A 20,483-nucleotide genomic window follows, 5' to 3' on the forward strand; every position below is an offset into this window, starting at 1 on the left:
GTCAGTATTCCTTTATAGCCTCAATTTATCATCAAGACGGAGATACAGGAAGCTGTTGGTATTGTTCATTTGACAACTCCTCTTCGATGTCCGCGACAATCGAGCGCTGGTCGTCGAGAATCTCGCCAAGTTCTAGCACAAGCTTCGTCGGCATGTAGGAGCGGGAAACAATCTGGAGCAGCTGCGCGTCGATGAAGTTACCGGTGTTCTTGATCGCGATCATCTGGCCGAGCTGAATGCTCTCGATGTCGTAGAGCGCTGCGGAAACCTCGATCGTGGAAGTGAAGATCGGTCGAGCGAAGCGCGACATGACCTTGGATGCATAGCGCTGCGCCGACAGCGGCTGAGTGAAGCGTCTGTCCGTGATGCGGTAGACGCCGAGTCCGTGGGCCGTGATGGCTGCCAGATCCTCGAACACTTTGAAGAGCGGTCCGCTTCCGGTGTCACCGCCGACGAAGTAGATCCGGTTGCGCAGATCCTCGGCGCTCTTCTTGATCTTGACGCCCGTCAGGTGCTTGCCCATCAGGAGCGTGTGATCGGCCGACGCCGAGCGCGGACGGAAGTAGACGAGGTTGTCCGCGGGGTTCGCGAACCAGAACCAGCCGGCGTCGGTCTGGTCGAACGCGCTCTTGATGCCTTCGAGCTTCGTGTTCAGGCTGAACTTCGAGGTGATCCCGACGCCCGTGCTTGAGATCGTCGCCGCCGTGTAGCCGATCCTCCCCGGGTTCGTGTCCAGGATCGTCTTGACGATGCTCTCGATCTGAGCGCCAGAGAAGGTGACTGTGGTGTTCGCGCCGTTCTTGATGACTTCGCCCTTGGTCAACTCGGTTCCATGTGACGCGAGGGTGACGGTCACGCCCACCGCGGACCCGTATGTCGCCTCGTAGTCGATGATCTTGCCTCGGAAGACGGCGCTTCCAAGCGGCGCGCCTGCACTCACCTGGTAGGCGTTGCCGTTGGTGTCGGTGTACGGGCGCCCTAGGTGGTCGGTCAGCGGCTCGAAGCGGCCGTAGCTCACGAACACCTCCACCAGATGCCCGTTCTCGACGTCAGTGTCCGGACCGATCGCGTTCGGCGTCTCCGTGGTCACGAAGTACGGCTGACCAAGTTGGTCGGTGTATGGAGCGCCAGTGTGGTCGGTCAGTGGCGTGCGCTGCTCCAGCATGTTCTCAGCGGAGCGAGCAAGACGGACCGTCGTCGTCGTTCCCGGTGTATTGATCTGCTGGGTGAACTGGAGGTCGTCGATCACGTCGCGCCAGACGCCGATGTAGGTCCCGTCCGCTTTCGAGATCTTGTAGATGTAGTCCCGGGCCACCGTGTCAGTCGACGGTGAGGGTGTCGGCTCCCCCGCTGCGCGCAGGATGACTGCCCAGGTTGTGCCACGCATGTACTCGGTCGAGTTGATCTGAGCGCCGTACTCAGTGCCAGCAACTGGAGCTGGAGCATCGAGGACGGCGGAACCGGTGAAGTCTCCGTTGTTCGCGGTCGTCAGGTTGGTCCCTGTGCCCGTCGATGAGTACGAGGACGCTCCGTTGCTACCCGCGTACATCGCTACCAAGCGCGAGCCGTCTGCTGGGTTCGTCACCTTGCCCTGGTGCGTCTGCAGGAACTCACCGTCGTCGTCAAAGCTGATGCCCGCAATGGGGTGCGTCGGGTGAGCGCCGGAGTACTCGCGCACGGTCATGGCCATTGCGTTGTAGTCAGGTGTGCCACCTACAACCGGCGTCAGCGCCTTCACGATCGTCGTGCCGGCTGCGACGTTGGTCGCCAGCCAGAGCTGCTGTCCGCGCTGGAAGAAGCGGCTGCGGATCCTGGTCCACATGTTGCCCCGGTTGTCGGTGACCGATGCCGCGACGTTCGCGGTATCCCCTCCGACGATGAATAAGAGCAGGGTGTTGCCCGCCGTGACTCCGCTGATGGTCGTCGTGACCGAGAGGTCGTAGCCGTTCGCCGGACTCACCGAGCCTTGGACGTACTGGACAGCCATGGCTACAACCAGCGTCGCGTGTAGCGAGCAGTCAGGTTTGCACTTCGGCCGGTGAAGTCGTCGAGGTAGTTGATGACCCCGGCGCCAGGAGCCCAGGATGGGAAGACGCCAGCGAACGGTGTCGGCACGTTGTTGACGTAGACGGTCTGGTTCAGCAGGTCCACTTCAAGGACGTCGCCGCTCGCCCAGACGCGAGTGATGGCGATCCCCCTCAAGGAAGAGCCGTTGGTGAGAGTGACTGTGCGGCTCCCACTGCCTGCGACTGTCGTCAGCTCGAGGCGTAGGACGGGCTGTGCCTTGTAGGTGCCGCCAACTGCGATCGGAATCGCCTGGCCGGCCGAAGTCAGCGGGTACGACTGGATCAGGAACCGCTCAGCGAGGTCAGACCCGACGCCTGAGGGAACGACGAAGGCGATGGAGAAGCTGGCGCTGGTTTGTCCCTTCGGCCTACCGATGATCGGCTGCTGCGCCGTGCAGATGTATCGGCGCCGTCCTGTGCCGTTGTCGATCTCGAACGCCTGCTGCGACGGGCTCAGTCCTAGGTAGAACGAGTCGAGTGCGACGTCGAGTTCGGCGATGGTGGCAGCGCGGATCCAGCCCCCGACCGTGAACGTCTTCGGGTTCAGGGAGTCGCGAACAAAGACGGCCCCGTCATGCTGCGCGAGGTCCTCCGTCTGGATGTTCTTCTGCGCCGGGCTCCAGACGTCCGTTTCAACCGAAGTGATCGAGGTCGTCTGGAGATTCAGCGCTCCGTACGCGAGTTGAAGGGCAGGCATCAGGCAGGAGCTCCCATGCCCATACGGGCGAAACGCTGCGCCTGGTCCTGCTGCTTGAAGAACGCGTCGACAGCTCCAGCGGTCTGGAGGATGACATTGCCGTTGATGGTGAGCGACGAGCCTCCTGCGGCTCCTGACGCGTCCTGGGAGGCGGTCTTCCACGCCGGGGTCACCTGCGAACCAGCAGGCATGTTGACCAGCTCGGGACCGTGCTCACCCACGAGCGTCGTGCCGCCTGGTGCGTAGTTGGTACCGAGCGCGTGCTTCGCATTCACTACTGAGTTGAAGCCATTCGCAATGTTGGCACCAGCATCCGATAGAAAGCCTTTTGCACCATTGACGGCACTCTCGAACTTCTTAGAGATTTGGCCGGGTAGGTCGGCGAAGGCTCGTACGATCTCAGCTACCGTATCTTGCGCCCATGCAACTGCACTGTTCTTGAAGCCATCGAAAGCAGCTCCCACCTGTGGCCAGAATGAAGCCAGTCCATCGCTAGTGCGCTGCGGCATAGATGTAAACCAGCTCACCACGCGACCAACGGCATCAGAGGCAAATTGACCGATCCGCTCGGGTAACTGCGCGAACCAAGCGACCGCCGCATTGACAGCCGCGGGCACAGTCTCGGTCGCGAATAAGTACACGTAGCCGGCCGCCGCACCGAGACCAAAAGCAATCGCTGCGGGCAGACCATCGAAGAACTGACCCACCTGGCTGATTGCGTTCTCCACACCTTGAACCATTGAAGTCCAAAGGTCAGCCATCATGCCCTTGAAGCCCTCGATCCCTGCGGCGATGTTCTTCGGGAGGTCAAGGAAGAATGTCGTGATATTCGCGAGCGCAGATAGAAGGAAGGCGATAATGCCGATTGCAGCCTTGATCGCCACCACAAGAATCTTCCCAAGTGAGCCTGCCAAAGGACCAATTGCCTCGGTCATGAGCCGCTTGAAAGCTGGGAGCACCTCATCGGCGACCACCTTGGATAGGGCCTCCCAAGCTGGTCGGATGTAGTCGAGCGCTGCGATCACCGTCTCGCGTATGCGGAGGATGGTGTCGACGATTGCGCTGTCTTCCTGAATCCCTGGCATCCAGTCAGAGGCCTTGAAATCTCCAGAAGTCAACAACTTGAGCGCCCCTATGGCGTTCTGCACTCCAGCCGCTAGACGATCACCCCACGCCGTCGCGTCGAACTCGTTGATCTTGTCGAGTCCCTGCGATACCAGGTCGAAGATTGGTTTCGTCGCGGTGCCCGCCAGCATGGTGAGCTTGTCTTTGATCTGGTCAAACCGCGCGGCAGCCGTCTTTCCTTGTGCGGAAACGAGACTGTAGTCGATGCCCATCTCATTAAGCGTTCGGCTGATAATTTCCATCGCCGGCACGCCCTGTGCCTTTAGCTCATTGATGCGCTGTCGAGGCAAATTGAAGCGGTCGACGATTGATACCCAGTCACCACTCAGTGCTTCGCGGAGAGAGAAAGTTGCTCCGGTCAGACCCTCGGTCGGGTTGAGGGCGGCGAGGATCTCGGCTTGCTTGACCAGAGATTCGAGAGACTGTCCCGACGTCTTGGCGACCGGCGTGAGGTTGGCAGCGGCGTCCGCCATCTCGGTGAAGCTGAACTGCGTCTCAGACGCTTCCTTCTTTACCCATTCAAGAGTTGCGGCAACCTTGTCGCCGTCCTTCATGAACGCGTTGAGCTTGGCGCTTGCCTGTTCTACAGAGCTGTTGAACTTGAAACCGATGACCGCGCCGGCTCCGGCGGCGGCGGCTCCTGCTGCGCCCAGGGCGACGACAGCGCCACCTAGAACCTTGCCCATAGAGGCTAGAGCAGTACCAAACTTCCCCGACTTCTCGGAGGCCCCGTCCAACGACCCACCGACGCCATCAATAACCTTGGACGCTTCATCCCTAGCTTTGATCAGAATCGATATTGAGTTGGATGCCATCAAGCGTGTCGGTATTTAGTTAGGGTCTAGCCTTTCTTTCCTCCAATTTAGCACGGTCGCTATCCAATGACCATATGAGGAAAGCCAGCTTTATATCGGCCTGCGGCTCATTCAGCATTTCTGCAGCACTAAGGTGAAATCGCTCCCTATAGCGGAAGTGATTAATTTCGTCGACCACCCATGGCGGCACCTTCGAGTCGTCGCGGACTATGACGTTACGGAAGTGCTCTCGGATGGATTCGGCTCGTCGAGCGACTGTGTCGTTGCCGATCCTTTTGGGTCTTCAAACTCGACCCCCGTGATGTCTGCGAAGATGCGGTCGACCATGTCTGTCGGCATGAGATCGATGTCACTCTTCTCAAAGTCGACGAGCTTCACTTCTCCGTCCTCAACGACACGGACCTTACCGCCAACAATATGTTCTTTGACGAGATCTAGAATGGCTGTGAAGGCCGTCTCCTCATCGACACCCTCTACCTTGGTCGCACGTAGCTTGAAGCTATCTCCATAGGTACTCGGTCGCCACTCGACGTAGCAATCGCTCCAGCCCTCGAACTGATCCAAAGTTGTTCTTTTAGTGATGGCGAGCTGGCGAGTCATTGATGTTTCTCCGATAAAGTGTTGCCATCATTTACTCATAAGCCGCAGCAAAAGAAAAGAGCCCCGAAGGGCTCTATCTCCTCGTACACAGCGTCCGCCATCACTAAGCCGCCACGTACGACGCTCGCGTGTTCTTGAGTAGTGGAACGATCGAGCTATTCGTAGCCGTGTCGAACTCGCAGAAGAACTGCACTGTCGCGGTGACTACAGCATCGCGGTCGCGGGTCATCTCCAACTCTCGGTAGCGAACCTTTGAGGCAGTGAACGCAAGGCTGTCGTTGCCGTTCGAGATGGTGATGCTCATCGCCTTGAGGGCGTTGCTGAGGAAGTCGTCCTCGTACTGGGTGTCCCCTAGCCGCACGACGAACTCGCCGCGTGCCTCGAAGGCTCCGCGGTCGAACTCAAGTGCATCGTCCGTGCCGAGGGGGGCGAACGCCTCAGACGTGCGCTCGAGAGTGAGCGCTACACGGCTCGCCTTGACCGCTGGAGACGCGCCCAGACCTGCCGTGTTCGCAGCCACCTTGAGGGTGACGTGCTTGCTCGTGAACTCCGTCTCGGATGCGAGGGCGATCGTCTCTGTGGAGGTCGTGCCGATGCGTGCCTTGATGGCACTTGATACCTCAACCCAACCGCCGGCCTCGGCCGTGATCTCCAGGTTGTCGAACGTCGTGTACGGGTGTCGCTTCGACGCGAGCGGTGAGACGACAGCAGCAGTCAACGTCTTGGGGATGCTCGACTGGCTGTTGGTGAAGGTGTGCGGGTAGACGCCGCCGACGGCGGTGCCGGTGCTGACGTTGCCGAACATCCCGAGGAGCATCGCGCCGATGGACTGCACGGTGACCTTGCCGCCGATCGTTCCTTCGACCCACTTCGCTGTTACCTGGCTATCGTTCACACGGTCGACGACGCCCATGGCGCTCTCGTTCTCGACCGTCGTCTTCTTCGGCTGGATCCCCTGGGTCAACCAGTGGAGCCAGAACTGCGGAGCGACCGGCGTTCCCGGCGTCGCTTCGATTCCGAGCCCGATGGCCTCGCGTCGTCCTATGTATTGGTCACTAGTTGGCATCACCTACCTCTTTCTTTACTTTCTTCTCGACCTCAGCGACATCCGCCGCTTCGACTTCGCCGTGGCCAGGCACGAAGTACTTTCGCTTTGCGGCGATGACTTTCCTAGCGACCTCGGCTTTCGGTTTCTCTTCTGGGTTGACTTTGTTCATACCTTCAATGTAAGACAGTTCACAAATCTTTGCTATAGCTGACCTCGACGTTGATGTCGGCATAAAGCACGACCCCTACTGCCGTCTCATCTACTGACCACTCGCCTCGATCAACCGCGAGGATGTACGTGCCGATTGCCTCCTGAAACGTGTTGTCCTGGTCCGCCTCGTCCAGGGCGTCGAAGATGGCGTCCATCAAGACGTACATCTTGTCGGTGCTAGCCTCCTGGTCTGCCGCGCCAAACGGCAGGTAAGTGCGGATGACCCAACTCGGGGTGCGGTCGTTCTGTCGAAAGGCTGCCTTCTCGTTGTCCTGAACGGACGGCAAGATCCTCGCTGATGGGTAGCTGTCGAACTCCCCGAACGGGATACCCGATACCTCCGTGAATGCCGGCTCGTCGTCGAGCTGGATAGCCTGTAGCCGGCTCCGTAGGGCATTGCGGATGTCGAGTGATTTAGATTCGGCCATTGTTGACTCCTTCGATGTATCGGCTCATGCCGTTGATGATGTCTTTTGGTACGGTCACCCTTGCCTTCGAGAACGTCGGCTTCACGAACGGGTGTGGCTTCGTCCCCTTCTTCTTGATCGACGCAGCAACCGCGTATGGGTCGATCCCCTTGTGCCGCGCCCAGCGAGCGAGCGACGATCCGGGGCGGGCGCTGACCGCGTGCGGGCGGGTCCCGTTCTCAACCGCCTCGGCGTACGGGGTGTCAGGGAAGATCTCGGCTGATAGCGATGACGGGTGGGTGACGTACTTCACCGCGCGCCTCATGTCACCACTTGCTCCGACTGGCGCGACCTTTCGCATCTCGCGCTGCGTGTCGATCGCTGACGCCAGGATCAGACCGTTCAGCGTGGCAACTGACCGCGCAGGAAGCTCTCTGAAGACCTTCTGCACCGCGCGTGCGTCGATGTTCACCTGCATGGCCTAGTGGCCCTCACGCGCCGCGAGGACGTGGATGTGGCCGATCCTCGGCACGTCGTAGAGCCGTGCAGCTCGCACGTTCAACGTGACCTCCCCCCACACGAGCTGGTCACCGGTACGCACGTCAGCGCCAGGTCGGAGGTACACGTCGTACCCAACTCCGGGCGAGTAGTTGTTCTCGATCTCCGCCCGCGAAGCCATCGGCGTCACCAGACACACGAGGCCGGAGCTGACTGTCGAGCGGGTCGTGCGGCCGTTCGTCCCGACTGGGATCGATCGTCTAACGCTGACCCGGTGGGGGAAGAGGCGCGACGTCATACATTGCGCGTCCTGTAGCGGCTGATCGTGGCGAAGTGGAGCCCACCTGTCGCGGTGTCCTTGCCCGTCGAATAGGTCAGACGCATCGAGCCGATGCCCTCAGAGGTGACCTCCTTCTGGCCGTCACCAACGTAGTTGTAGAAGTCAGCAGCCAGCGCGAGTGCGGCCAGCTTGAGGTCAGCCGGCGGGAACAGCACCCCGTAGGTGTACGTGACACGGACGGCACTGCGCTCGGCACGGAACCCAGAGCGGACCGCGCTCAGCACGAGCCGGCCAGTGTCGCTGATCGAGTAGGCGTCGTCGCCCAGGGTGCTCCCGTTGACCTCCACGTCGGTGGCGGTGATCACGTCCTGGTGTCGGAGGAAGATCACGGACGCGTAGTCGTGCGTCTCGGTACCGCTGAGGATCTCACCCCAGGATCGTCCCGTCTCGCTCTCGACGTACTCGTTCACGGCGTTCACCGCGAGGGCGGCTTGAACAGCGTTGACCTCTTCGTCGAGGTAGCCCTTCAATTCGGTGACGGTGATTAGTTGACTCATCTGCTCCTAATAAAACACAAAGAGCCCTGCGTGAACAGGGCTCTGGTTCGCGGATGAACTGCCTAGAAGACGTTTGTGAGCTTCCCGAAGTTGTAGTTACCTACTGGAAGACCAGCAACTCGCTTGATGATGCGAAGACTGATCTTGTCGCGGCTAAAGTCGTCAGCATCAGTACCGAGGTCGACGCGAAGGCCGCCGCGGTCACCGATGATGTACTGCTTGAAGTTGCCGTACCAGATCTCGGTCTTGTTCGTGCCAGTTCCGAGGTTGGTTGGGATCTCGTCAACGATCTCAACTGGTCGTCCGAGCAGTGTCGCCGGTGTACCCACAGCGATGCTCTCGCGGTAGATAGGGCGGCCTGACGTGTCGACGAGCTTCTCGATGAGCTGGATCGCCGCTGACGGCATCACGAAGGTACCTGTCTCACGATACGCAGTTCCGAGCGCGTACTTCAGGTTGACGAGGTCGACATATGCAAGCGAACCTGCAGTCGTACCTACTTGAGGGACTGAGGTCGGAGTGATCGCTGTTGATCGGAGGCCGAATGGCTTTCCAGATCCGTCGCCGTTTACGAACGCAGCGTTCTCAGCGAGTGCCATCGCTAGGACGAAGCGGTCTTCGACGTAGTTCTGGATGCTCGGGTTGATCGCAGCGTCGGCCAAGACTTCACTCGTGAACTTGTCGAGTCCGGCCAGCTTGTTTGGTGTCAGTGTGGTCTGAGTGAATGTCACGCCGCTCTCAGTGATTGGCGCGCCTTCTGCTACCCAGTAAACAGTTGGCAATGAGCCGGTGCTCAGTACGAGCTTCGCAGGCATGTTGCTGATGACGGTCGCGATCCGACGCATCGGAGAAACATATTCGAGCTTGTCGCGGATACTTTGGTCGATCGTGGTCGGAACCAGAATGCCACCTTGGTTGCTCGTGCCGACTGTCTGAGCTTTCGCCTTGTAGTCTTTCGAGATCATGTCGTTGATCGCGTTCATTGCAGCGCGGTCGCCAGCAGCTAGGGCCGTGTAGAACGACTTGATGCGATCTTTTTCGTCGTCTGTGTTATTTTCCTTCGATGCGATCTGGTCCTTGCTGATCGCTTTTAGCTTGGTCTCGACGTCAGCCGCAAACGCTGCGACTTTCTCGTCGACAGACTTCTGAATCAGCTCTTGTATTTTGGTCATCTATCACCCCCTTCGAGTGTTCGTTTGTTGTGTTCTGCTATTCGTTCTCGGCTAGCTCTGCCTCGAGCGCAGCGATCTGGTCGTCGGTGAGGTCGGTTTCTAGGTCGATCTCGTCCTCCTCGGCACCGGACTGGTCGTCATCGCCGTCCTTAGCTGAGTCGTCCGCGTCGCCCTTGCTCGCGTCGTCGTCGCCACCGTCGCCGGCGTCGTCTGAGTCGGCTGGCTTGAGCTCTGCGACCTGGGTCGTGAGAGCCGTCACCGTCTCGGTCAGCAAAGCGATCTGCTGAGTAAGTTTGGTCAGCTCGTTGTCGTCGTCATCGTCAGACGCGTCCTTCGTGACCTGCGCCTCGATGGCGTCGGCCTCGTCGCGCATGCTCTTGATGAGGAAGCTGGCGTCCTTCGTGTCGAGCCCACCGCTCTTGTAGCTGAGCGCTAGAGCGTTGCGGTTCGCCGGGATGGCGACGACGCTCACTTCGAGCAGCTCGTTGTCCTTGAGAACTGGCACGTCGTCCTCGAACTCCATGGAGTGAGGGATGAAGCCAGCCGAGACGGTGCGAAGCGTGCCCGCCTTGACCTGTCGAAAGATCAGGTCGGCCTTCGGATTCACCTCAGCGGTGTCGAACTGGGCTGTAAGGAGCGACTTGCCGCTCTGGTCGAGCTGGATGTCGACGGCACGTCCAAGGATGTTCTGCGGCTCAGACGGGTCGTGGCCCCAGAGCACCACGGGGTTGTTCTTGTAGTGCGTGATGTCCCAGGTCTTCTGGTCGACCTTCTCGCCGTAGCGGTCCACGCTGTCGTCGCTGAACACGAACTGCACTGTTCGTTCCTCGTCGTTGATGGACTTCAGGCTGATGTTGAACAGCTTGTTGATCTTCTTGTTCAGTTGTGTCTTCATACTTGCCACTACTTATAGGGAAGTGGCGAGGGAATTGCAATAGCGAGGTTACTGACTCTCCGACCTTCCGAAGAGGTCGTCCATCGTGATTTCTTTTCGGGTTACTAGGCGAGGAGTCTGTCGCATCTTCAAGCGTTGGGGATGACGGTCGCCAAACCGCATGTTCCAGGACTGGTTCCGAGCGTCGGTGAAACGAATCTCGACAACCTCGTGATTCTTCTTCGACGTATAGAAGGAGCTTTCGGCTTCCTCCCCTGGTGCGAGAACCAGATCCTCGCGTTGATAACGCTCCACGCCAGCAGTCGTGACGGAGAAATCAGTGCGCGTCGTCGACGAGGTGTACCGCTTTGCCTGCTCGATCCAGATCGTTCTGCTCAACTTGATCGGCCACCGGGTCCGCGCTCGGAGCGCCGCCCAGGCCAATCTGATGCGCCCCGCCGGATAGTCGTCGACGTTGAAAGCGCGTAGCGTGATCGGCTGCGAAGATCGGTTCGTGACACGAATGACGCCCTCGAAGTTGAATCTCTCCAACGTGTCAAAGTTCTTCAGCTTTACAACTTCATGATCGAACGCGATGAGGTCAGCCTGGGCCCGATCCGCTGCAAGTCCGGACCTGTTGAAGGAGTGCACTGCGTAATACAACGCTCCCACGGTGCCGATCCCGGCCACCCAGTCGGCGACGCTGCCCCAGTTCCAACTGGCCAGGGCGGCCCACAATCCATCCACCCGCTCACCGTAGCGGCCCTACACTGCCCCCATGAACTGGACCGACGAGCGTGACGCTCTCCTCAGCGCAGCACCCGTCGCACCGGAAGCTCTCCGTGACGTGCACTCCCCCGGCCTCTACGCCTGGTGGGATCTGCACGGGGCGCTGACGCCGTTCTGGCCTGCGCGTTTCCCCGACGTCGTCACGAGCCGCCCGCTCTACGTCGGTATCGCGAAGACGACCCTCGCGGTACGCGGATCGGAGATGCACCTCAAGACGACGCGCATGTCCACGCTGAGACGGTCCCTTGTCGCGCTGCTCGTCGACGAGCTGGAGCTACGGGATCAGGTCGCGCCCGGGCCGGGTCAGAAGTTCGGGCTCACGGCGGAGGGCGACTCGCTCCTCACCCACTGGATAGCGAGCAACCTGAACGTGACGTGGCACGAGACGCCCGCGCCGGGAACGCACGAGCGGTTGATCGTTGGCGACCTGGTGCCGCCGCTGAACGACCACTTTGCGCACGAGGGACCGTACTGGGTAGCGATGCGGGACTTACGGTCGGAAGTGAGAGCGCGCGCGGCGGTGATACGTCCGGTAGGACGCGAAGCTGAACGGGAAGTTTAGTTACTCGGAACGTTATCATTGCGTCAGATAATACAGAAATTCGGGGTCACGAACATACTTTTTGCGGATCAAGTCGCGTGTCCAGACCGTTCCTCGAAAATCAGTGAAGGTAAGATGCGCGATGAAAGCATGTCTGCGTGGTCTCGAGAGATTTATCACAACCGTCTCTGCCTTTCCAGGCGGAATCTCTGAAAATGGGTCTTCCTGAACGACAGTTGCTTTTGTCAGTTTGGGGGGCAGTAGAGAAGTCAGACTGACTGCCAGAATTCCGCCATCTCTAAGCACCCTGACAAGGGTCAAGTATAGAATTGACAGGAATTTTACGTCCCCAAGAGAACGAACCACTAGATTTACATCAGAAATATCGGAATCGCTGTAGTTCCGGATGATTGCTTTAATGGTGCCGTCTTCTTGAGGTCGAAGACGAACGACGATCCGGTCGGCCTGAGACTGTCTCTCCCGTCGTCGCTCTGAAGCGAATGTGGCCACCGCGAGTAGAACAGCACCGCCGGTCAAAAGTCCGGTGACCCAGTCTGCGGCACTCCCCCAGTTCCAGAAGTCGTACCCAAACCACTGGGCAATCCCATCCCAGAACCTCCGCGCATCCACCCGCTCACCGTAGCGGGCTAGACGACCCTCCACGCACTCGGGAACGCCTTCAACGTCGCCGACGCGCCGGACGCCAGCGTGTAGGTGTTGGCCGTCGTCACGTTGCCGATCAGTTCGGTACCGCTGCCCTTGATGGTCGCGGCGGCAGCGTTGATGTTGACGAACTCGTACATGCGGCCCTGGCAGGTCGCGAGGGCGGGTAGCGTCTGGGTGGCGGTCGTGTTCAGCTCGACGGAGCAGTAGGTGGCGTCGAGTGTGGTGGCGGCGGAGATCTGGTTGACCTTGGTGGCGAGCGAGCCATTCACCTGGAATGTCGAGGTAGGGCTAGAGAGCCCTACGCCGACCTTGCCATCTAGCTGCAAGACGAGCCGGTCAGAGCCACCACCCGAGAACCGGAGGTCGGTGGAGCTTCCCGGCATATACATCTGCCATCTGAATGTGCCGGACTTCGTAAACGAAATGTACTGCTGGGTAGCGGTGGTGCCTTCGATATGCAGTTCGGTGTTGCCGCCGGCCGGAGCCAGCGAGAGCATATTCCCAGTGAAGGTTTTCGTACCGGCAATCGTCTGAGCGGTCAGCAGATCTACAAAGGCTTTGGTAGCCGAACCGGTACCACCTTGCGCAACCGCTAAGACTGACGACACCATACCAGCTGAGTCGTGGAACTCGTTGTGATCGAAGACTGTCGGTAGGACCTCGTCGCCGTACTCTTTTGCGGTCTGTGTCAACACACCATTGGGAACGTAGAACCTGTTGCCCGTGATCTCAACGCCACTGTGGTCAATATGACTAAAAGCCTTGACTGCGATTGTTGCTGTCGGCACGGCTCGGTCATCGATAAAGATGTTGTCCTTGACCTCACACTTTAGGACAGTCGTTGCGCCGCCGAGCGACATCAGGACATTGGTGGTTCTGTGAGGGCTGTTGTAGAAAATGTTGTTGTTGACCTTGACATACTTTTGAATGTTGTAGCCGATGATAATGCCGTCACCGCAGTTGGCGACGATATTGTTCGTGTAGGTCGCCGCTATCTGACTGTCGACGTCGACTGGAGAGTCGAATCCTTCAATGTAGTTGTCGGTCACTAGAACGTTGTAGGACGGTGTCGAGATGCGACCAGGAGCAAGGGCTGGACCGACGCTGTTCTGACTAGGCGTCCACGCTCCACGCATGATGTTGTCACTAATCACGATTCCGTAAGCGTTGTAGAAGTAGGCAAAGCCTTGCTGGTGACCGGCCGAGATAATTGCATTTGAGAAGTTGTTGCCGGTTAAGACGGAATTGATTGCCCGCCCGGTCGTCTGCACGCCGATGTAGAAAGCTACTCCGACTGAAGTGGTACTTCCCCCGTAAAGAATGTCCTTAAACTGGTTATTGATGACGAGTGTGTCGATTACATCCGAGTAAGGATCGAGATAGATCGCTGGTCCTCTAGTTCCCTGGAATCGACAGTTCGTTATTCGGGTGCGCTCCACGGTCCGTCCGCTCCGCGCGTAGAGGTGAATGGAGCGCGAGATCCCCGCCGCCGAGTAGAATCGGCAGTCGTCGATAAAGGTGTCGACCATAGATGCATAGCCATTCTGGCCGTCCAGCATGACGAAACCACCAAAGGCGTTAGTCGTACCTGTGAAGCTGCAATCGCGGATCCGCAGGTTGGTGTGCCCGTAGGAGGTGATCGCCGTATAGCTGTTGGTCACGTTGAGGTTCGCCTCGAAATCGATTCCACTGATAGTGACGTTGGCGCGGTTGTTGATGTTGATCATGCCGTTGTGACCCGAGGCTGGTGCTGAGGTGGTCAAGCGCACGCGCTGTCCAACGATCTGCTGTCCATCGCGCGGGATGAGCGAGCCAGCGATCGTGTAGCCCGTCGTGGTAAACGGAAGCACCACCACTCCCCCAACTCCGGCAGCTGTCATGGCTGCGTTGATCGCTACGGTGTCGTCACTGCCGTTACCCAGCGCGCCGTAGTCGAAGACGTTGAACACCTTCTGCACGTTCTTGATCACCGGTGCCGTGATCGTCCCTCCGATGTCACCACCGATCTGCAACTTCCCGTCTAACGCTGCCTGTGTCGCCGTGCTGACCGGCTTCGCAGCGTCGCTGGTGTTGTCGACGCTCCCGAGACCGACGTGCGCCTTCGTGATGCCCGTGGGGGTCCCGGTGAACGCAGGTGAGGCCAGAGGAGCCTTGAGTGCCAGCGCGCTGATCGTTGCCGTCGACACCGGTTTGCCCGCATCGCTCGTGTTGTCCACGTTGCCGAGCCCCACGTCACCCTTCACGAGGGTGACGGCGCCCTGCCTGCCTGCGACCGTCTGAACGGGCGCAGAAGCAGCAGCTTGAAACGCGTCAACAAAGCCAGCCGGGTTGCTGGAGTTGTACTTCGCGTTCAGAGCCGTCTGTACGGGCGCAGAGACGGGCTTCGCTGCGTCAGACGTGTTGTCGACCAGGTTAAGGCCGACGTCGGCCTTGGAGAGGACGACGTGACCGACTCGGCCGGCTACCGACTTCACTGCGGTGTCAGGAGGCGCACCAGGAGGACCCTGGATCCCGACCGTGATGACCTCGACACGCGTCTCGTCGACGCTGACGTTGACAACGTCCTCGAGTACCTGGATCAGATCACTCATACGGTGACCTCTTGGTCGAGCGTGACCACCCCCTTGAGGAGGCGCTTCACAACGGAGGTGCCCTCGGTGATCTCCAGGTCGTAGTTCGCGGTGTCGAAGTCGAGCGCCGTGGTGCGTGCGCTGCTGAGCTCAATCGCGATCGTGCCGGCCACGCCGCCGAGGGTCAGGCCGTCCGTGTCCGTGAGTGTCAATAGGACCGTGCCGTCTGCGTCGCGCACCTGCATGCGCGCGGTCTTGTTCGTGAGGTTGACGGGCGCGCCTGAGCCGTCCTTCCACGTGATGACGCGGGTGAAGGCGACGCCCTGCTCAATTGTGAAGTTGTACTTGCCTGCCATATGCCGCCCAATATGAGGGAATGCAGCATTTATGACAAGCTCGAAACGATCTCGCCCCGAAACCTTCGTCACTGCTAGCATCCGCTTCATGACCCTACGCCGCAGTGCCACGTTGATGTCCACCGCCGTTGTACTCGCCCTGACGACAGGATGCTCCTCTGGCCCCGCTCCTTCGGGCGCGGAGGCAGTAGCGACGCCGGCTCCGACGCAGGCTGAGGCTGAGGCGCTTGATCTCAGCAAGGTCGAGATTTCGGAGCTCATTCCCACAAATGAGAATCTTGAGGACAGATTTGGTTTTTCGGTTGTAAGTCGAAATAGCGAGAACGGCGGAGTCGTTGTCCAATCGAGAGACGAAGTTGAAATCCCAGATTTCGGAGAGCAGGTTGGTAAATGTGCAGAGGCGCTGGTATCTCGGTATACCAATCCGTGGGTGGAGAGAGCTGGTAATGGCTTCATTGACTCCTCATCGGGAGCAGACGAAGACGGCAGCGTACTCGTCGAGCAATACGCGTCCGAAGAAGATGCCAGCGCCGCAATGAACGACGTCCGCATAACAATGGATGAGTGTCCCGCGACGTCGGTGACTGGAGAACGCACCTATGAGGCCGTCAGTTCATCAGTTGACGGCGCTATCGGTCTCACCTCGACGTTTGAGGACGATCTCCAGACGTTCTCCGCCGTTCAGTACGGCTCCTATATTGCCGTTGCCAACTCCTCTGTGTCATCGACGCAGGCGGATCAATACCTAGTCCTGCTGATGGACAAGATTGACACCGCGCTGGGCGACTAACGAGCGCGGAGAGGCAGCAAGGTGCACCTACATCGAGGATGCAGCGGAGCGCCCATCACGTCGTCATAGTCGTGGTTGTAGACGTAGGTCGTCTCCTCCCCCTTCCGGTTCGTGCCGGCCTCGGTCTGGACGTCGCCCTTCGAGTAGAAGTTCTCCTCCAGCCCGATCACTCGGCCGTGCATCGGTCCGCAGAACTTGCAGACGCGCTCGTCCTGGGCGGTGTACCACTCCTTCGCCGTGACGATGCCGCTCTGGTCCCAGGCCGCGATGTCCGCGTAGCTCTGCGCTCGGGCGATCTCGGTCTGGGCGATCAGGTCAGCGCGGAGCGTGGAGGCCAACCCCATGACCGCTTCGATGCGAGCCTGGAGCTGGTAGCTGCTCTCCCCCGCGTTGACGCCTTCGGTCAGCGTTGCTCGGAGCTGCTTCTCCGTCTCATCGTTGACGTCCTCAGCGAGCTTCGTGGTGCGCTGCTGGTACCAGGCGGTGATGGCCTCGCTGTACGGGTCGTAGGTACTCGGTTGCATGCCGATCTGCTGCATGGCGTCCATGCCGGTCTCGATGATCACGGCGAGGAGGGCTGGCTCGACGGCAGCCTTCATGGCCACGTCGGCCTGCTCCCAGTTGAGGAGCGAATCGACGTAGTCCTTCGTGCGCTGTCCGGTGAAGGTGCGCTGCACTGTCGCGACGTTGGCCAGCACCTCGTCTCGCTGGCGGTTGAACTCGCGCTGAATCCCGGTGAGAAGACTCGTCTCGTAGCCGGTGGCCTTGCGCGTGTAGAGGTCTGCCTTGACGGCTCCCTCTTCCTCGCGGGTCACTGCCTTGGTTTTGGGACGCTCTTCTTACCCTCGCTCTTGGTGTCGTCTTGCACGTCGGCGTCATCGCCGCCTGCAGCGTCACCGGCGCCGGCAGTCGGCTTCGGTGCGTTGATCACGCGGTCGAGGGTCGTCGTGTTGATCGGGACGACCAACTGCGCACCGAGGTCATCAGGTAGCGGCTCGAGGCCGTACTCCTCGCGCGTCTCGTCGATCGTGCGCCACAAGTTCGTGCCGGCCTGCGCCTCCTTGAGCTTCGCTTCAACGTCCTCAGGGATCGGAGACTCGTAGTAGAGCTCAAGCGTCGGGTCGTACTTCTTCACGAGCTGGGTGTTCCACATCGCCATCTCGTCGTCGAGACGTGGGATCACGTTGAGCAGGATGTGCAGGTAGCGAGCCGCGTCCATGTTGGCGCGGTTGAAGTCGGTCGTCATGCCGAGCATCGACGGAGACACCGAGAAGATCGCGAGGATCTCGTCTCGGGTGAACGCGCGAGACGCGAGGAAGTCGAGGTCCTGGTGGGTGAGCATGTAGGGCTTCACGTCACCGTTCTCGACGACGAGCGACTTGAAGGCGCCGTCAGCGGTGTACAGCTCGTCCATCTGCTGCTTGAGCCGATCGTAGACAGCAGGGTCGATGTTCTCGCCCTGGAGGTTGAAGACCAGACCTGGACGGGCGTTGTTGCTGAACGTGCGGCGGTTCCAGGACTGCATCTGCTGGTCCGAGTCGACGGCCGCAGCGGCGGCGCTAATGATCGACTCGCCGTAGTACGGGTTCTCAGGGTCAGGGTTGTAGCCACGGATGACCTCGCCGATCTTGTACTCCTGCTGGGCGTACTTGATCACGCTGTCTGAGAAGCGCTCCTTGCCGAGCTTGAACTGGACGAGGTGAGACGGGAGCAGTTCGATCGCGTCGGGCAGCGCCTTGACGCCAGCGCTCATCTCGAACGGCGTGCCGCTCTTGCGCATGAGCATGAACGTCTCGCCGGTGAGGTTGAGGTAGGTGTGGTTCAACTCGCGGAGCTTCTTGCCGTTGAGAGCCACGTGCGGGTCGCCCAGGAGCGTCAGGATCTCGTGCTCCGTGATCTCCTCGAAGTCACCGTTGCTCTTGAGGCGACGGAGCTTGAGTGGCACGGAGGCGGTCGGTGTGACGATCGCGCGGTTGGCAGCGCGGACCCAGCCGATGTTGGTGCGGAGCTGCTCAGGCTTGGTGGCGTAGGTGACGAGTGGCACGGCACTGCCGTTGGCCAGGTCGAACATCGAGAGTGGCGGAATAAACTCTTTGTGAGAGATTGCTTGAGCGAGTCTATTGCGGAGTTTCGATATTCTGTTTGGCATGTAGGGCGTTGCTTATGTGCTTCTAGAGCCCATAGTAAAGCAACGCGGCCACTTCGGGAATACCAATCAGCGAATTGCAATGAAGGGAGTTTTGCGAGTCCATAAGCGACGCATCCGTCCAGTTCGAATGTCAGTCATCCATCGTCGGCCCTTTGCGTCAATAAAAACAAGCTTTGCATTGGCGTATGCCTCGAAGCCTGATATGACAGTCTCTGAGATGGCTCCCGGTTTGATTCGCTTGAAGAAAGCGGTGGAATTGCCGGAACGATCTTCCCACGCCTCATACATGATTCCCGCTTCAGTTGGCACATAGCCGTCATCACGAGGATTAGTCCGGATAGCGCGCCCGACCTCTCGGTCTGACTGGTAGAACCACAACTCGGGGTCAACAATCACGCGATCGGATAGGTTCTCAACGGCAACCTGATGACCCTCCAGGTGTTCGCTGTACTGCGCGCGCACAACCACTTCCAGCGCCTGCTCGCGCCACTTCGCTCGACGGTTTAAGCCGTATCCTATGAGAGCCCCCGCGATACCGAGGGTCGTCGCGATTGCGGCGATCCAGTCGGGCCACGTACCCGGCTCGACACACTCCCAGAACCCGATACACGTCATCCCGCCACCGTAGCGGCCTCAGATCACCGTGACCGACGATCGCTTCTTGGCGCTCAGCACATCAGCGATGCCGTACCTCACCGCGTCCAGCGCGTGGTTCCAGTCATCGATCGGGACGTTGAGGCTCTTCCCCGTCTTCTTGTCGATCTTCCAGGCGTAGTTGCGCAGCTCCTTGATGAGGTTCACGCTCCGCGCCGTGACGTACAGCTTCTGCTGCTGCACGAGCTGGATGCCGTAGTCGATCGAGTCCGGCCCCTTCACCGCACCCGTGATGAGCACGCCGTAGTCCCGGATCTCCGCGATGCTCTTCGGCTCGGAGGAGTCCGCGATCGTCAGCGTGTGCGTGCGGCCAACGTAGGTGCCGTCCTGCGCGGCAGGCGTCAGCCACTCAGCGGTGCGGAGTGCGTTGGCCAGCGCCTTGTTCTTCTGGTCTGTGAGGTACAGCCGCTCATCGAGCAGGAAGCCGCCCTCGTAGCGGTACAGGTCCACCACCGCCGACGGGTCGTTGGTGAAGCCGAAGTCCAAGGTGTGACGGAGGAGCTGCGCGCCCTCGGGCACGGCCTCGACCTGCTCCCAGTTCTCGTAGATCACGCCCTCCAGCAGACCGATCTCCCCCAGGCCGTAGACGCGCCAGTAGTTGGCGTCGTGCATGCGGCTCTCGATCGAGCGCACGATGGCCGGCTCCAGCGCCTCGTTGTCCCGGTACGTCAGCTTCAGGAAGTCGTGCGGGTTGTGCGGCATGACCTCGGTGTGGACCCAGAACTCACTGGTCGGGTTGTAGTCGAGGATGACGAGCTTGCGGGTGCGGGTCTCGAGCTGGGTGTAGACCTCGTACGTGACGTTGTTGCACTCGTTGAGGAAGAGCACGTCACGGCGGGGACCGTGCGCCTTGGAGGAGTCGACAGAGAAGAACTCCAGCACGGCGCCGTTGGCGAACGTGTAGTAGAGGTCGCCCTTGCTCCAGGCGTTCTCATCCCAGTAGCGCTGGGCCTTCATGATGAAGCGGAAGTCGCGGATCGCTCCGAGCTTGAGGTGGGGCAGCGACTCCGAGACGACGCTGATGAGGATGTCTGGGTTGGTCTGCGCGACGTGGATCAGGTAAGCCAGGATCGAGAACGTCTTCGACGCACTGGTCCCGCCCTGGATGATCCGGAGGCGACGCCTAAGACTGCTGATCTTCGTCAGCGCTGTCGTCTGCTTGAGCAGTGCCGCCATCGTCGTCGTCCTCGATTACGAGCGGGCCCTCAGGCGCCACGCCTGCGAGCAGCGGTATCGGTCCCTCAGTGATCGTCGCGTCGATCTCGACCTTCGTGCCGTAGCCGTACTTCGCCAGCCAGTCGGCCGCCTTGAGGTCACCCTGGACGGCGCGAAGCATCGCGGCCGTCACGATCGCCCTGGCGGGAGCGCCCCTGAACTCCTTCCAACCGGTCTGTGGGTCTGGGAGCAGCGTCTCGAAGTTTTCGTCCATCATCATCTGCTGGATCAGCGTCGAGAGGCTCTTGCTTCCCTTCGGGCGACCCTTGGGGTTGAGGACTTGACCCTTCTTGATCTGAGTCGCTTTGCCCACACTGGCAGGAACGCCACTCTTCAGTAGCTTTTCTGCCTTTTGGCTGCCATTTTGCGCGGGGTCTGCCATCTATGTCTATTTATCGCACACT

At 59.8% G+C, this 20,483-nt stretch carries 23 protein-coding genes; 2 read left to right on the plus strand and 21 right to left on the minus strand.

Features of this window, described 5'->3' with window-relative positions; genetic code table 11:
- Positions 1-31: 31 nt before the first annotated feature.
- The 13 genes from C5C57_RS05500 to C5C57_RS05555 all read right to left on the minus strand — a co-directional run bounded on the left by C5C57_RS05500 (position 32) and on the right by C5C57_RS05555 (position 11,096).
- Positions 32-1,987 (minus strand): hypothetical protein, encoded by a 1,956-nt coding sequence (locus C5C57_RS05500; RefSeq protein WP_104297383.1) that lies wholly within the window; start codon positions 1,985-1,987, stop codon positions 32-34.
- Between the two features lie 2 nt (positions 1,988-1,989).
- On the minus strand, positions 1,990-2,763 hold the full coding sequence (locus C5C57_RS05505; RefSeq protein ID WP_104297384.1) for a phage tail domain-containing protein: 774 nt from the start codon (positions 2,761-2,763) through the stop codon (positions 1,990-1,992).
- Complete coding sequence (locus C5C57_RS05510; RefSeq protein ID WP_146082361.1) at positions 2,763-4,703, minus strand: hypothetical protein; 1,941 nt, start codon at positions 4,701-4,703, stop codon at positions 2,763-2,765. The genes C5C57_RS05505 and C5C57_RS05510 overlap by 1 nt, the downstream gene beginning before the upstream one ends.
- Before the next feature lie 207 nt (positions 4,704-4,910).
- Positions 4,911-5,303, minus strand: coding sequence for a hypothetical protein (locus C5C57_RS05515; protein ID WP_104297386.1), 393 nt, complete (start codon positions 5,301-5,303; stop codon positions 4,911-4,913).
- 103 nt (positions 5,304-5,406) lie between these two features.
- Entirely contained in the window at positions 5,407-6,369 is a 963-nt protein-coding gene (locus C5C57_RS05520; RefSeq protein WP_146082362.1) for a phage tail tube protein, read from the minus strand.
- Positions 6,359-6,520, minus strand: a complete 162-nt coding sequence (locus C5C57_RS18030) for a hypothetical protein (protein ID WP_181069096.1) — start codon at positions 6,518-6,520, stop codon at positions 6,359-6,361. Before C5C57_RS18030 ends, C5C57_RS05520 begins: the two co-directional genes overlap by 11 nt.
- 19 nt (positions 6,521-6,539) lie before the next feature.
- Entirely contained in the window at positions 6,540-6,989 is a 450-nt protein-coding gene (locus tag C5C57_RS05525) for a hypothetical protein (protein WP_104297388.1), read from the minus strand.
- Positions 6,976-7,440, minus strand: coding sequence for an HK97 gp10 family phage protein (locus C5C57_RS17660; protein WP_181069098.1), 465 nt, complete (start codon positions 7,438-7,440; stop codon positions 6,976-6,978). The genes C5C57_RS05525 and C5C57_RS17660 overlap by 14 nt, the downstream gene beginning before the upstream one ends.
- A 9-nt stretch (positions 7,441-7,449) precedes the next feature.
- Positions 7,450-7,647: a hypothetical protein gene (locus C5C57_RS17665; RefSeq protein WP_146082364.1), complete on the minus strand. Its 198-nt coding sequence runs from the start codon at positions 7,645-7,647 to the stop codon at positions 7,450-7,452.
- 113 nt (positions 7,648-7,760) lie between these two features.
- Positions 7,761-8,303, minus strand: coding sequence for a hypothetical protein (locus tag C5C57_RS05540; RefSeq protein ID WP_104297391.1), 543 nt, complete (start codon positions 8,301-8,303; stop codon positions 7,761-7,763).
- A gap of 62 nt (positions 8,304-8,365) precedes the next feature.
- Positions 8,366-9,475 (minus strand): phage major capsid protein, encoded by a 1,110-nt coding sequence (locus C5C57_RS05545; protein ID WP_104297392.1) that lies wholly within the window; start codon positions 9,473-9,475, stop codon positions 8,366-8,368.
- A 37-nt stretch (positions 9,476-9,512) separates the two neighbouring features.
- Positions 9,513-10,370 (minus strand): HK97 family phage prohead protease, encoded by an 858-nt coding sequence (locus C5C57_RS05550; protein ID WP_104297393.1) that lies wholly within the window; start codon positions 10,368-10,370, stop codon positions 9,513-9,515.
- Positions 10,371-10,418: 48 nt separating this feature from the next.
- Positions 10,419-11,096, minus strand: a complete 678-nt coding sequence (locus C5C57_RS05555) for a hypothetical protein (RefSeq protein ID WP_146082365.1) — start codon at positions 11,094-11,096, stop codon at positions 10,419-10,421.
- Positions 11,097-11,127: 31 nt separating this feature from the next.
- On the opposite strand from C5C57_RS05555, the gene C5C57_RS05560 reads away from it, so the two are divergent.
- Complete coding sequence (locus C5C57_RS05560; RefSeq protein WP_146082366.1) at positions 11,128-11,700, plus strand: GIY-YIG nuclease family protein; 573 nt, start codon at positions 11,128-11,130, stop codon at positions 11,698-11,700.
- Positions 11,701-11,715: 15 nt separating this feature from the next.
- On the opposite strand, the gene C5C57_RS17670 is transcribed toward C5C57_RS05560, so the two are convergent.
- From C5C57_RS17670 to C5C57_RS05570, 3 genes are read right to left on the minus strand one after another with little or no spacing between them, the layout of a single operon-like run.
- Positions 11,716-12,309 carry a hypothetical protein gene (locus tag C5C57_RS17670; protein ID WP_146082367.1) on the minus strand — a complete coding sequence of 198 codons (594 nt, stop codon included), beginning with the start codon at positions 12,307-12,309 and terminating at the stop codon, positions 11,716-11,718.
- Between the two features lie 17 nt (positions 12,310-12,326).
- Positions 12,327-14,936 (minus strand): right-handed parallel beta-helix repeat-containing protein, encoded by a 2,610-nt coding sequence (locus C5C57_RS05565; RefSeq protein WP_104297396.1) that lies wholly within the window; start codon positions 14,934-14,936, stop codon positions 12,327-12,329.
- Positions 14,933-15,271, minus strand: a complete 339-nt coding sequence (locus C5C57_RS05570; RefSeq protein WP_146082368.1) for a hypothetical protein — start codon at positions 15,269-15,271, stop codon at positions 14,933-14,935. Before C5C57_RS05570 ends, C5C57_RS05565 begins: the two co-directional genes overlap by 4 nt.
- 88 nt (positions 15,272-15,359) lie before the next feature.
- Between C5C57_RS05570 and C5C57_RS17675 the strand changes: the two genes are divergently transcribed.
- On the plus strand, positions 15,360-16,061 hold the full coding sequence (locus tag C5C57_RS17675; protein WP_146082369.1) for a hypothetical protein: 702 nt from the start codon (positions 15,360-15,362) through the stop codon (positions 16,059-16,061).
- Here C5C57_RS17675 and C5C57_RS05580 read toward each other — a convergent pair.
- The 5 genes from C5C57_RS05580 to C5C57_RS05595 all read right to left on the minus strand — a co-directional run bounded on the left by C5C57_RS05580 (position 16,058) and on the right by C5C57_RS05595 (position 20,461).
- The gene (locus tag C5C57_RS05580) at positions 16,058-16,876 is read right to left on the minus strand and encodes a phage minor head protein (RefSeq protein ID WP_104297399.1); all 819 of its coding nucleotides are present in this window, start codon (positions 16,874-16,876) and stop codon (positions 16,058-16,060) included. The genes C5C57_RS17675 and C5C57_RS05580 overlap by 4 nt on opposite strands.
- Positions 16,873-18,132, minus strand: a complete 1,260-nt coding sequence (locus tag C5C57_RS05585) for a phage portal protein (RefSeq protein WP_181069100.1) — start codon at positions 18,130-18,132, stop codon at positions 16,873-16,875. The genes C5C57_RS05580 and C5C57_RS05585 overlap by 4 nt, the downstream gene beginning before the upstream one ends.
- A gap of 144 nt (positions 18,133-18,276) precedes the next feature.
- On the minus strand, positions 18,277-18,825 hold the full coding sequence (locus C5C57_RS17680) for a hypothetical protein (RefSeq protein ID WP_146082370.1): 549 nt from the start codon (positions 18,823-18,825) through the stop codon (positions 18,277-18,279).
- Between the two features lie 18 nt (positions 18,826-18,843).
- Complete coding sequence (locus tag C5C57_RS05590) at positions 18,844-20,040, minus strand: PBSX family phage terminase large subunit (protein ID WP_104297401.1); 1,197 nt, start codon at positions 20,038-20,040, stop codon at positions 18,844-18,846.
- Positions 19,988-20,461 (minus strand): DUF5681 domain-containing protein, encoded by a 474-nt coding sequence (locus C5C57_RS05595; protein WP_146082371.1) that lies wholly within the window; start codon positions 20,459-20,461, stop codon positions 19,988-19,990. Before C5C57_RS05595 ends, C5C57_RS05590 begins: the two co-directional genes overlap by 53 nt.
- Between the last annotated feature and the right edge of the window lie 22 nt (positions 20,462-20,483).

It is taken from the genome of Rathayibacter sp. AY1C5 (genome assembly GCF_002931705.1).
Taxonomy (GTDB): domain Bacteria; phylum Actinomycetota; class Actinomycetes; order Actinomycetales; family Microbacteriaceae; genus Rathayibacter.